Source organism: Picosynechococcus sp. PCC 7002, from assembly GCF_963860125.1.
Classification (GTDB): domain Bacteria; phylum Cyanobacteriota; class Cyanobacteriia; order Cyanobacteriales; family MRBY01; genus MRBY01.
On the sequence record NZ_CAWLFA010000001.1, the window covers coordinates 1,044,703 to 1,057,518 of the forward strand.

Consider the following 12,816-nt stretch of genomic DNA (forward strand, 5'->3'; position numbering starts at 1 on the left):
TTCTCAGATTCTCCCAATGTTTTCTAAGCTCTTCATCAAGAAGCCTATTTTTGCCCTGGTTTGTGGTGTGATCATTTTACTGGTCGGTCTCATTACGATTCCCAGCCTCCCGGTTGCCCAGTTTCCCCAAATTAGTCCCACCCAAATCAGCATCACCGCCAGCTACACCGGGGCCAGTGCTGAAGTGGTAGAGCAAACCGTTACTAATATCCTTGAAGCAGAACTCAACGGGATCGAAGGTCTCAGATATCTGTCCTCCACCAGTAGTAACGACGGTCTGAGCACCATTGTGGCCACCTTTGATGCGAGTCGTAATGAAGATCTTGCCGCCGTCGATATCCAAAACCGACTTGCCGCCGTCACCTCACAACTGCCCGCAGAAGTTCAGCGAAACGGAGTCCGAGTCGCGAAAAGCAGCAATAACATTGTCCTTGGGGTCGGTTTGTATTCCGAGGCGGGCGAATATGACGATGTCTTTCTCAGTAACTATGCTGATAATTATCTGCTCGATGCCCTCCGCAAACTAGAGGGGGTCGGTAATGTCCAAATTTTTGGGGAGCGTCGCTATGCGATGCGGGTCTGGCTTGATCCCAATCGTCTGGCGGCCCGTCGCCTCATCCCCCAGGACGTAGTCGCCGCAATTCAAGAACAAAATCGCCTGGTGGGGGCTGGACAGTTGGGCCAATCCCCTGCCCCTGCCGGACAACAGTATCAGTTTGACTTAGAAATTCAAGGGGGACGCCTGGGAACAGTGTCAGAGTTTGAAGAACTGGTTCTCAAGGTTGATGAGCAGGGTCAGATTATTAAACTGCGGGATGTGGGCCGCGTTGAGCTGGGAGCGGAGAGCTACAACACCACTGTCCGCTACCGGGGAAACCAGGCTGTCGGGATTGGGATCTTCCAGCGGCCGGGGAGCAATGCCCTGGATGTGGCAAATCGCGTCATTGCGGAGATGGAAGTCCTTTCGGAACAGTTTCCGCCTGGGTTGGATTATCGGATTGCTTTTAATACGACCGATTATGTGGCGGCATCGATGCGGGAAGTGGTGATCACCCTCATCACGGCGATCGCCTTAGTGATTTTTGTGATTTTCCTTTTTCTCCAAGATTGGCGCACAACCCTCGTGCCGACCTTGACGATTCCCATTGCCTTGATTGGGACGTTTATTTTCATTAAACTCTTCAATTTTTCGATTAACAGTCTGACCCTCTTTGGTTTGACCCTTGCGACAGGTCTAGTGGTCGATGATGCGATTGTGGTCGTCGAAGACATTGCCCGGCTCATCCACGAGAAAGGCATGGCCCCAAAACAGGCGGCGATCGCCGCGATGCAAGAGTTGACCGGGGCCGTTATTGCCACCTCCTTGGTGCTGATGGCTGTGTTTATTCCGGTGGCTTTTTTCCCAGGGACGACGGGGGCTTTGTATCAGCAGTTTGCCCTCACCATTGCCTTCTCCATCGCGATTTCAACCTTTATCGCCCTGAGCTTAACACCTTCCCTCGCTGGGGTTTTGTTGCGCGATCGCCCCGAACCCACCAGTGCTTTGGGAAAAGTCTTTAACCAATTCAATCGCTTTCAAAATTGGCTCCGTCGCCGCTACCAAAAAATTCTTTTCCAACTGACCCGCATGGAATATGTCGTGGTGAGTCTTTTTACTGTCCTGCTGGTGATAACCGCTTGGCTTTACCAAATTGTCCCCGGCGCCTTTGTGCCCGAAGAAGACCAGGGCTACATCATCACCCTTGTCCAGGCTCCCCAGGGGGTTTCAATGCAGTTCACCGATGCTGTGATGGCGCAGGTCGAAGCAGAACTCCTCAAAATCCCCGAAATTGACGGCACCTTTGCCATTAGTGGCTTTAGTTTTGGAGGCGGTAGTCAAGCCAATTCTGGTGTTATTTTTTGTCCCCTGAAACCTTGGTCAGAGCGGACTCGACCCGAACAAACAGCCCAAGGGATCATCGGTCGCCTATTTCCGACCTTTGCGCAAATTACTGAAGCCCGCGTCTTTCCTGTGAATCCGCCGCCGATTCAGGGTCTCAGTAACTTTGGTGGTTTCCAGTTCCAACTCCAAGACCGCAGTGGACGCGCTGCCATCCAGGATTTGGTGGGAGCCATGGGACAACTGCTAGGCGCTGCGAACCAAGATCCCGCCCTCCAAGGGGTGTTTAGTACCTATGCCGCCAATAATCCCAAGTATGACCTTGAGATTAAACGGGATTTTGCAAAGGCGAAAAATATCAATATTGCCCAGGTCTATGGCACATTACAAACGGCCTTTGGGTCTACCTATGTCAATGACTTTGATTTGGGTCAGGATAATTATCGGGTCTATGTTCAGATGGATGGCTTATTTCGGGATAATCCAGCGGATATTGGTCAGGTTTATACCCGTTCCGACACGGGCGAAATGGTTTCCCTGGGGCAGTTATTCACCGTCACACCCGGATCTGGGGCGCAAACCATTAACCACTACAATCTGTTGCGTTCCATTGAAATTAATGGTTCTGCGGCTCCGGGGGTCAGTTCTGGTGAAGCTTTACAAACGATGGAACGCATCGCCCAGCAAACGTTACCCCGCAGTTTTGGTTATGAGTGGGCGGGTACAGCCCTAGAGGAAATTGAGTCTGGCGGCCAAGCACCGATTATCTTTGGTTTGGGGCTGGTCTTTGTCTTCTTAGTTCTAGCCGCGCAATACGAAAATTTTTTGGATCCGGCGATTATTTTGCTTTCGGTACCGTTAGCAATCTGTGGTGCTTTGACGGCATTGGTGCTTAGGGGATTCCCCAACGATGTGTATTGCCAGGTAGGTCTGGTGATGTTGATTGGTTTGGCTAGTAAAAACGCGATCTTGATTGTGGAATTTGCAAACCATTTGCGTGGCGAAGGGCTATCGATTACCAAAGCCGCTATTGAGGCAGCCCGGGAGCGACTCCGACCAATTTTGATGACAGCGATCTCGACGTTATCGGGGATCTTTCCCTTAACATTGGCAACGGGGGCCGGGGCCGCCAGTCGTCAGTCTTTGGGGACGACGGTCTTTGGGGGAATGCTAGTGGCGACTTTGTTGAGTTTGTTTGTGGTGCCGATTTTGTATATTTTGGTGACTTACCTGAGTGAATCTTTATTGGGTCACCGACTGTCAAAGGATGAGGTATAGGATTTTGCTCTGTAAGTTTGCAATGGTAAAACAGATGATCTGGACAAGACGCGTTTGGCAAGGGTTGGGTACGGTGGCTTTGGCGATCGCCTTCACGACCGCTTGTGGTGAGGTGCCCAATGGCAACAATCTGCCCCCGGTGGTAAATGAACAGCCCCCGGTGGATAACAATAATCCGCCCCCAGATGGTGAAGATCCCACTGACAATAATCCAGATTCAAATCCCGGGGAAACGACGCCTCAACCGACGGTGTATTGGCTCAAAGATGAAGGCGATCGCCTGGCTTTGGCTCCCGTCGAAGTGACCCCCACCGCAGAAACCCCCACAGGCCAACTCGAAAGCCTCTTTACCCAATTACTCACAGAAACCCCAGAGGATGGCCTCAGTAGCACAATTCCCCCCGGTACCGAACTGTTAAGCCTGATTATCCAAGGGGATGGTATCGTGGTGAATCTGTCCGAAGAATTTCAGTTTGGCGGTGGCAGTGCCTCGATGATTGGTCGCGTTGCCCAGGTGCTCTACACAGCTACCAGCCTTGATCCCACCGCCGCAGTGTGGTTCCAAATCGAAGGGGAACCCCTGGAAGTGCTGGGGGGTGAGGGGCTAGAAATTGCCCAGCCCATGACCCGCGACAGTTTCACAACAGACTTTGATCTTTAATTAGCCTCTGAATTAGCCCATTTCAAAGATGAGGCTGACCTTTTCGCCCCGGCCAAAATCGAGGCGATCGCCGTTTTGCAGCAGATGTTTTTCCTTAGGTTCCAACAAAACGCCATTGAGGTAAGTGCCGTTGGAACTCCCCACATCTAGGATGTAATACTCAAAACCATTATCACTCCACAAATTTGCGTGGAGCCGGGAAACAACATCGCTATTGGGCAACGGCGATAAATCAACTTCTGGCGGATATTGGGGATTCGGTTTGCCAATGTGGACAATGGAAACTTTGGGGATCGCCAGCACCGTATCCGTTTGTACATGGCGAAATTGCGGTTGGGGTAACTGTAGAGTCGTCGCCCCAGCATCTGTGGGGACTGGCTCTGGTGGTGCGACCGTCCCAGGGAGTAAATCCATCTCTGTTTGTACGTCCTGGTAAGCCCGTTTAATCAGGTGGGTCGCCACCGTTTGAATGCCGGTATGGGTAAAGTAATTGGTGGTTTGATCCAAAAAAGCAGCCACTAAATCGAGATTGTCGTCGGCAAATTCAATAAATCGCCCCAACTGACTAAATACAGAGCTACGGGACACACCGGTTTTCGCGATCCAGTTTTGCATCCAGCCCCGCACAGCCTCGAAATTTTCGCTTAAAAAGCCCAGCTTGGAAGCGGTATCTTCCCCTGGCAGAGCCGAACCAAGTACCGTATAACCGCTATTATTTTGCACTTCGGTTTGATCGACCTGGCCAATGATGCTGTGGACTTTTTCGAGGAAATCCGGCCCCAGGGGTAAAAGGCCATCAACACAAACGAGGGTTCCCATGCGCACCAGGGCGGCACCCCGATAGTTTTCTTGGAGGGCCTGGGCGAGAACCTGGGGGTTTGCCTGGGGGAGACCGTTTAGTTTGCAGTAGGCGATCGCCTCGACGGAAATTTTCAGCACGAGATCGATGGTTTGGCTGGTGTCGGCCTTGGGGGTCAGCTTACTGAGAAAGCCCAAAAGACCGATTTTTTCACCAATTTTGTCGGCGAGGGCGGCAGTTCCCAGGGCAGCATCAGCTCTATCGACGGTTTGGTACAGAAAAACTGCACTCTGGTAACCGTTTTTTGGGTCATCGTAGAAGGCGATCGCCTTGTCTCGAATTCGTTGCAATACCTCTGGATTGGTCTCTTGGGTAATTTGGCGGATCGCGTCGTCAAATCCCCGAAAATTTATCCATTCCCCTGGAAATAGGGTATCGAGAGCCGTCAAAACTTTTGTGGTGATGTTGTTTTCCGGCAGATTATCAACAAGGGTGACAATGGATTTGGCCATGACGCTCAGCTTCTCCAGGATGGCAGAGGGTTTTGTTGCCCATCGTAGCACCCTATTTGGCGACGGTTCACAGTCGTGAATAAAAGATTATTAAGGCGATCGCCCGTCTCTCATTCCAGTAATAATTTTTCGGCGATTTATTTTTTATGCATTGGCTAAATCCGATGAAATTTTATCTTCTGTCAGGTCGATCATCGGTACATTATATTCTTGTAATCGCGTCAAAAACGTGACTCGATCTACACTAATCAGAATTGCCGCCATCTGAAGAAATTCGTTTTTGTTCAAATAATTTTACTGCCATTGCCTATTTTACTGCCTCTTCAAATTTCCGTTGAGTTTTGCCGACAGTATCAGGGAAATGTTCTGAATAGTAAATCGTTAAAGCTAAAGACATATACAAACATTCCTCTTTCTAAACAAAAAATAGTTTCTTGCGATCAAGATTTTGTAAAATCCCCACAGATCCTAAAGACTGAATTTTTTTGGCTAATTTATCTGCATAATTCAATGGCATCGGTAAACGGCTTGTAAAAGAACCGCTAACAGGATGTAGCTGTGTCAATCGATAAAATTGTTCTGCGATAATTTCAATTGGAGTATCACCTTGTTCACGAACAACAAATAAAGGTCTAGCACTACCACCAGCTTTTGCCTCAGATGTGACAATCTTAAATTTATCATTACCAGAAAAAATAACTGTTCCTTTTGGAGCATCTACATAAGTTCCATCAGAATTTCGTCTACCAATTCTTCCTGCTCCACTTTTTCTTACACTAATCAAGTCATATTTAATCTCTCCTTCTTCTAATGCTTCCGTAATCAATGAAAATTCTTGTTGTTGAATCAATCCATCTCGCATCAGCAATATACGTTTGGGAGATTGTTTACCATTCATTTTTTGAAATTGACTAATGATTCTTCTGACTGTTCGCCTAACATGATCAGGATCTAAAATCTCTCCTTTTTGTGCTTCTGGAAGTTCCCAACCTAAAATTTGACCATCTGCCAATACAGCAAATGAGCTAGTTCCATAGGATAATGTTTCATTTCTACCTGCATCAAAACCGATTACTAAATCAGCAGCATATTCATTATTTAACAGAGGTAAGCCAACAGCTTGCCATCCGGCTTTTGCAAGTAATCCAAGAAGTATATTATTGGCACGGTATTGATCTGAGGTAAAACAAGTAATTTTAGATTCAACCCCTTTATTACTTTCTATACGTCGAACATTTTCCTTCAATGGCAGCATAAACTGAAGGGTAATTCCATGTTCTAAAGCATCTCTAGTTAGTTTAGTTTTGTATTTATTATCTAACCATTCAGAAATGACAAGGATTGTTTTAATATCCTGTTCCACCCATGATTCCCAAAATTGATCAATTTCAAAATCTTTTTCAGGAATGTCAACTGCTGCTTTAACTAAATTGGCATCAATATTGATGTTGTGTATTGTGGCCAGTTTTTGAAGCTTTTGCAAAATAAACTTTGACCAGCCATCTTGGTTTTTATCTAATAAATTAATACATCCAAATTTGATTTCTCCTACTCGAAAGCATCCTTGGTCGAGGCTTTTGAAAACCTTATCAATTCTCTTTGAGGAATGTGCAAGTAAAATTGATTTATCTTGAGAGGATTGTTGAGCTTGAACTTGAACGACTTTAATATCATCAGAGATTTCTTCATCTATATTATAAATTTCGACGGCTAATTGTTTAGCAATTTCAGTTGCTCTAGAGAATCTATCTTCAATAGATGGTTTAATGAGATTAAAAACCTCTTTGACTTTTCGATCTCCTTGTGATGCTAATTCAGACAAGGTATCGAGGAATAAACATGGTTTAACTCTTGATGACAAATGTGGATAAGACTCTTCTTTTTTGCTGTTGTAGGGTTTTACATAAATTACTTTTGATGAATTGATTTCTTGATCTGTAGCTGGCTTTTGATGATTTTTGTGGTATGTGGCAAGTGTTTGACCTGTACCGGAATCTATATTATTTGGATCTTCATTTGTTATTTTCTGAAGTTTCCAAGTACGTCCGTCATATGTGTTTCTTAGTATTTTTGCTGAAAAATCAGGATACCATTCTAGCCATTGAGTTAGTGTCCAAGCACTAAACAATTTATAATGCTCGTCTACTTCTAAGAATACATTTCCTTGAGAAGAAACAAAAATATCAAGTTTAAACCCTCTATAAATTTCCCATCCAGATACATCACTTCTAATATCAGCTTCTGTTTTTTGCCAACAAATCAAACCACCTTGACTTGAGTTGTTTTCAATATAATATTTACATTGTTTATATAGACGATCTTTTAATATTTTTCTCTGAAGCTTTTCTAGTGTAATACGATCATCTTCTTGAGAAATATTAAGCGTAATTACTTCTTGTGGAAATAGATGATATTCATCAGTTTCTAAGTGTTGTTGCTTGATTTCAGAATAGGAGACAAGCTTATCATAAATGTCTTACAGCAGAAACTTTAGTTTGAAATGCAATTCGATTTATTAATCGACTAATTTTTGACTGTTCTGGTGATTTTTTAAATTCGTAGCGATATGAGTAAACATTTTTTTCAGTTTCTTCCAGTGTTTTGATCCTGAAACTATTCACAAATACAGGAAACTGATTAGAATCATTCATACTTATACAATCACTACAATAAAAAAGAGTAAGCCAAAAAGCTTACCCTCAACATTATACTCAAAATACACTATTGAAGTGCGTTTAAACTAAATATTCTTACTCAATACCTTCGATGCGGTCTTCAACCTCTTGGTAAAGCTGTTGTAGACGCTCAAGGTTTTCATCGCTGGTTTCCCAGTAACCCCGACCATTGACTTCGAGTAACGTGCTGACCATCCGACGGAAGGAATTGGGATTCAAATCCATCAAACGCTTACACATTTCCTCGTCTTTGATGAAGGTTTCATTGGTATCTTCGTAGACCCAATTGTCTACCGCGTCAGCCGTCGCAGACCAGCCCATCGTATTCACCAGGCGCTTAGACAGTTCGCGCACCCCTTCATAACCGTGGGAGAGCATGCCCTCGTACCACTTGGGATTAAGCAGTTTTGTCCGCGCATCTAAACGCACGGTTTCAGACAGTGTCCGTACTTGAGCGTTGGCGGTGGTGGTGTCGGCAATGTAGGCAGCGGGTTTCTTGCCATCATCCCGGAGAGAGGCGACAACCTTAGTCGGGTCAGAGTCGAAGTAGTGGGATACGTCGGTCAAACTGATTTCTGAAGAATCCAAGTTTTGGAAGGTGACATCAGCTTTCTTGAGGGAAGATTCAAATACCTTACGGTTTTCATCCATTACCCCCGGATTGTCGGAGTTGAAGGCGAAGGATTTCCGGTTCAGGTACATGTCCTGAAGCTCTTTTTCCTCTTCCCAAGAACTATTTTCAACGGCGAGGTTAACGTTAGAAGAATAGGAACCAGACGCGTTGGAGAAGATGCGGGTTGCGGCTTGGCGAATATTGATCCCCATTTCCTCAGCTTGTTCTAGGGCATGTTTCCGCACATAGTTCATTTCGAGGGGTTCGTTGGCTTCGGCTGCCATTTTGACGGCTTGATCCAAGAGGTTCATTTGGTTGATGAACAAGTCACGGAATACGCCGGAACAATTGACCACGACATCGATGCGGGGACGACCGAGTTCTTCGAGGGGAATCAGTTCAAGTTTGTTGACGCGGCCAAGGGCATCGGGAACGGGTCTTGCGCCGACCATCCACATGATTTGCGCGAGGGATTCGCCGTAGGTTTTGATGTTGTCGGTTCCCCAGAGGACACAGGCGATGGTTTCGGGATATTCGCCGCCGTTATCGAGCTTTTGCCGTTCGATTAGGCGATCGACGACAACTTTTGCGGATTGCACTGCGGCGAGGGTTGGGATGGATTGGGGATCGAGGGCGTGGATATTTTTACCTGTGGGCAACACGTTGGGATTCCGGATTGGGTCACCACCAGGGCCGGGGAGCACATATTCGCCTTCGAGGGCTTTGAGCAGTCCACCCAGCTCTTTATCCGCACAAACCTGTTCGAGGCAGAACTCCAGGTAATCAAACAGAGGTTTGAGCAATTCTTGATCGACGTTGGTATAGCCTGCTTCGTGTAAGGCTTCTACCCAAGGCGCTTTTTTGCCCATGTTGAAGAAGTTGAGCTTAGACACGAGGGACACGCGACCTTCGGCGTTCACTTGTTCCATCACGAGGGCACGGACGGCGGCGCGGCAAGCTTCGGTGATGTCTTGAAGCAAGTTCACATCTTCGAGGATGCCTTGATCACTGTTACGGTAGATCTCTTCCATGTTGCGCCCGATGCTCTTGGCGATGATCGTCGGTAGACTCCAAATTCCCTCTTCTTCGCGGTCGAGGCTCCCAATATTCACTAAGGTGGCGATCGCCTCTTCGGCGGTGGGAGGCTTACCGATAACGTGGAGACCACAGGGGAGCAGACGAGATTCAATCTCCATCAGCTTCCGGTAGACAATACCCACCATGTTGTCCCGCTCTTCTTGGGACATTTGGGCCGCATCTGTTTCGGGAATCTCGATATCCTTATCGAGGTTGCAGATCCGCGCTTGATCCATGATCGTATTCACAATCTGCACGCCCCGCGCCCCATCCTTGAGGGTTTGGTAGGAGCCGATCAACTCGCTAAGTTCCTTGAGACCCTTATATAAACCCGCATTTTCTGCCGGGGGAGTCAGGTAGGAAATAGTATTCGCATAACTGCGGCGTTTGGCGATCGTCGCTTCCGAAGGGTTATTGGCGGCGTAGTAGTAGATGTTGGGAATATTACCGATCAAATTGTCGGGATAGCAATCGCCAGACATCCCCATTTGCTTACCAGGCATAAATTCGAGGGAGCCATGGGTACCGAAGTGCAGCACCGCATCTGCGCCCCAAACCCGCTCAAGGTAAGTGTAGTAGGCAGCAAAGCCATGGTGAGGCGAGGCAGAACGGGAGAACAAGAGGCGCATCGGGTCGCCTTCATAGCCAAAGGTGGGCTGGACACCGATAAACAGATTGCCGAAATGCTTCCCATAGATCAGCAGGTTTTGACCGTCGCTGTTGAGTTCACCGGGAGGCGTACCCCAATTTTCTTCCAGGCGTTTGGAATAGGGGGTCAGTTCTTCATATTCCGGCACACCCATGCGATAGGCGATGTTTAGCTCAGGGGAAGCATATTGCGCCTGGGCATCATGGATGATTAGCTCTAACAGCTCTTTGGGGGTTTCAGGGATATCTTGAATGTCGTAGCCGTTGTCCCGGAGACCCTTCATTACTTCATGGATCGAGCCAAAGACATCGAGGTAAGCGGCGGTGCCGATATTGCCTTTGTCGGGGGGGAAGCTAAAAATTGTAATGGCGAGTTTTTTCTCTAGCTTGGGCTTCTTCCGGAGGTTTGTCCATTTCAAAGCACGGGTGGCGATCGCCTCGACGCGATCTTGTAGCGTAATCGCCCGACCCGTGGCCCCGTCACGACCAGAAAGAATAATTGGTTCAATTGCCCCATCCAGTTCTGGAATCGCAATTTGGAGCGCCACTTGGATCGGGTGCAGACCGAGATCACTCTCTTCCCACTCCTCTGTGGTTTGGAAGACCAATGGCAGCGCCACCATATAGGGACGGTTCAACCGCTTGAGAGAATCAATGGCTTTGGGATGATCCTGACGTGCCGGGCCACCCACGAGGGCAAAACCAGTTAGGGAAACCACCGTATCCACCAGAGGTAATTTTTCGACCCCGGCGACCGTGTTATCCCAGAAAAATTCATCCACAGGCTTCGAGAAATCGAGACCCCCCGCAAAGATGGGGATCACCTTTGCGCCGCGATATTCCAACTCCTGGAGCATGGCGACGTAGTGGGCATCATCTCCGGTGACGAGGTGTGTCCGTTGCAGCACGAGGCCAATACAAGGGGCGAGGGGATCTTTCAGTTCGTCACTAATATCATCGCGGCTGTTGTACCACTGGAGATATTCTTTTGTGTCTTCAAACATTTTCGGGGCGAGGGGATGCCAAATGCCCATGTCGGGATAGACTACCGGCTCGGCATAATCGGCTTTATCGAGCTTCTCAGCCCCCTTGAGGATGTACTTGTCGGTCATCATCAACAGGAAGTTTTCCAAGTTATCGGGGGAACCACCCAACCAATATTGGAAAGACAGCATGAAGTTGCGGGCATCCTGGGCTTTTTCAACGGGCAAATATTTTAAAACCTTCGGCAATGTCCGGAGCAGCTTGAGCATGGCATCTTGGAAGGAAGCACCGGATTTTTCCTTCCGCTTTTTCATAAACTCGCCAATAGCACTCTTGGATTGTCCCAACTGTGCCATGGAAAAAGTGCCCATTTTGTTGAGGCGCATCACTTCTGGCATGGAAGGGAAAACAATCGCCGCATCAAGGTTATCCCGGTGGGGCGTCACAGCTTCAACCACCTTTTGGGCGAGGTCTTCAATGAAGATCAAGGAGGCAATAAATAAGTTGGCTTGGGCGACTTCCCGTTTGAACTCTTCGTAGTTATCGGGGTCACGCAGTTCTTCAATCAGATAACCACTAATTTCAACCGCAATCTTTGGGTGGTTCGCGTTAATCGCTTTTACCGCAGCAGAGAGGGCACTCTGGTACTGGGACTCCAACACGACATAGACCACCTTCACTAACGTGCGATTATTGATGTCATCTGGTTTGATGTGGCGAATGGCGGACTTGACGTTAGTGAACATAAATGGTGAGTCTCCTTTACTTGGACAAGTAGATGGATATTAAAAATTTATAACTATTCTCCTGCTCATCATCACATTATATGGAGCAGAAGCTGCTGTTCTGATAGTGAGCAAGCTGAAGGCACTTAAAGAGTTTTAGCAAAAAATGCTGGTTGGCCTAGGAAAGGCTGGCCATTCTGACACAATTTGATAAACCAAACTTAATTTTTTGTCATATTCCTTGACATTTGTAGTGACCATTGGAGAAAAGCTGATTTGTCGTCTACCTGGCGCTTCGGGCCACTTTACTTTCAGGGGGCACCGTGGGATATTCAGGGCATTGTGCTGTTGTTCGTTTAAGTCTTGGAGCGACGGAAAAATGTTGTTTGAGCCTTATTTTTGGTTGCATGTTGCAGGCTTGGCTCTGCTGCCTTTGATCTGGTCTTTGTTGGCGATCGCCTTGGCGATTGGCATCCCGTTTCCCGTGGCCAATATTGAATTGGGCTTAATTGTGCTCTTGGGGGGAGTCCCGGTGTGGCTCCTGCAAATCCTCCGGCCTTGGCAGCCCTTCAGTCTCTTTGTGTTTCAAATTCCGCCAGAACGCCTTGATGAACGGCAACGACAAATTTTACGGCTCGTGCAGGGAACTCGGCAGCCGATTTTAAATGTCCTGGGGGCGATCGCCATGGTGATTTTGTTGTGGCAGGTGGCCCACTATGCGCCCCTTGCGGTGGGACTGACGGCGGGTCTCCCCCAATGGCATATTTTGGGCTTATTCGCCGCAATCCTGCTGTTCTTCTTGGGGAATATTCTGTTACAAATTCCCTTGACCCTGTTGCCGACACTCTTTATTTCTGAAACAACGGCCCAGGCCATTGATCCCCACCCCACCGTGAGTATCCGGCGCGATTTTGCCTGTTGGGGCTTACCGTTGGGGCAACTGTTTCCCCCGAAACGTGCCTAGG

The 12,816-nt window shown here is 47.7% G+C and carries 7 protein-coding genes; 3 read left to right on the top strand and 4 right to left on the bottom strand.

Annotated features, from left to right (window positions below):
* Window positions 1-16 precede the first annotated feature (16 nt).
* Both AACQ84_RS05150 and AACQ84_RS05155 read left to right on the top strand, forming a co-directional pair.
* Complete coding sequence (locus AACQ84_RS05150) at window positions 17-3,157, top strand: efflux RND transporter permease subunit (RefSeq protein WP_012306640.1); 3,141 nt, start codon at window positions 17-19, stop codon at window positions 3,155-3,157.
* 34 nt (window positions 3,158-3,191) lie between these two features.
* Window positions 3,192-3,818 (top strand): GerMN domain-containing protein, encoded by a 627-nt coding sequence (locus AACQ84_RS05155; protein ID WP_049761566.1) that lies wholly within the window; start codon window positions 3,192-3,194, stop codon window positions 3,816-3,818.
* A 12-nt stretch (window positions 3,819-3,830) separates the two neighbouring features.
* Here AACQ84_RS05155 and AACQ84_RS05160 read toward each other — a convergent pair whose 3' ends face one another.
* From AACQ84_RS05160 to AACQ84_RS05170, 4 genes are all read right to left on the bottom strand, one after another.
* Complete coding sequence (locus tag AACQ84_RS05160; RefSeq protein ID WP_012306642.1) at window positions 3,831-5,129, bottom strand: FHA domain-containing protein; 1,299 nt, start codon at window positions 5,127-5,129, stop codon at window positions 3,831-3,833.
* A 144-nt stretch (window positions 5,130-5,273) separates the two neighbouring features.
* Window positions 5,274-5,393 (bottom strand): UPF0175 family protein, encoded by a 120-nt coding sequence (locus tag AACQ84_RS16365; protein ID WP_012306643.1) that lies wholly within the window; start codon window positions 5,391-5,393, stop codon window positions 5,274-5,276.
* A 151-nt stretch (window positions 5,394-5,544) separates the two neighbouring features.
* Window positions 5,545-7,392, bottom strand: coding sequence for an argonaute PAZ domain-containing protein (locus AACQ84_RS05165; RefSeq protein ID WP_012306644.1), 1,848 nt, complete (start codon window positions 7,390-7,392; stop codon window positions 5,545-5,547).
* A 487-nt stretch (window positions 7,393-7,879) separates the two neighbouring features.
* Window positions 7,880-11,872, bottom strand: a complete 3,993-nt coding sequence (locus AACQ84_RS05170) for a magnesium chelatase subunit H (protein ID WP_012306645.1) — start codon at window positions 11,870-11,872, stop codon at window positions 7,880-7,882.
* A gap of 358 nt (window positions 11,873-12,230) precedes the next feature.
* On the opposite strand from AACQ84_RS05170, the gene AACQ84_RS05175 reads away from it, so the two are divergent.
* Complete coding sequence (locus AACQ84_RS05175; RefSeq protein WP_012306646.1) at window positions 12,231-12,815, top strand: low-complexity tail membrane protein; 585 nt, start codon at window positions 12,231-12,233, stop codon at window positions 12,813-12,815.
* The last annotated feature ends 1 nt before the right edge of the window (window position 12,816 follow it).

Coding starts and splice junctions, on each gene's coding strand:
- AACQ84_RS05170 (WP_012306645.1), bottom strand. CDS start 11,872: ATGTTCACTAACGTCAAGTCCGCCATTCGCCACATCAAACCAGATGAC.
- AACQ84_RS05160 (WP_012306642.1), bottom strand. CDS start 5,129: ATGGCCAAATCCATTGTCACCCTTGTTGATAATCTGCCGGAAAACAAC.
- AACQ84_RS05150 (WP_012306640.1), top strand. CDS start 17: ATGTTTTCTAAGCTCTTCATCAAGAAGCCTATTTTTGCCCTGGTTTGT.
- AACQ84_RS05175 (WP_012306646.1), top strand. CDS start 12,231: ATGTTGTTTGAGCCTTATTTTTGGTTGCATGTTGCAGGCTTGGCTCTG.
- AACQ84_RS16365 (WP_012306643.1), bottom strand. CDS start 5,393: ATGGCGGCAATTCTGATTAGTGTAGATCGAGTCACGTTTTTGACGCGA.
- AACQ84_RS05155 (WP_049761566.1), top strand. CDS start 3,192: ATGATCTGGACAAGACGCGTTTGGCAAGGGTTGGGTACGGTGGCTTTG.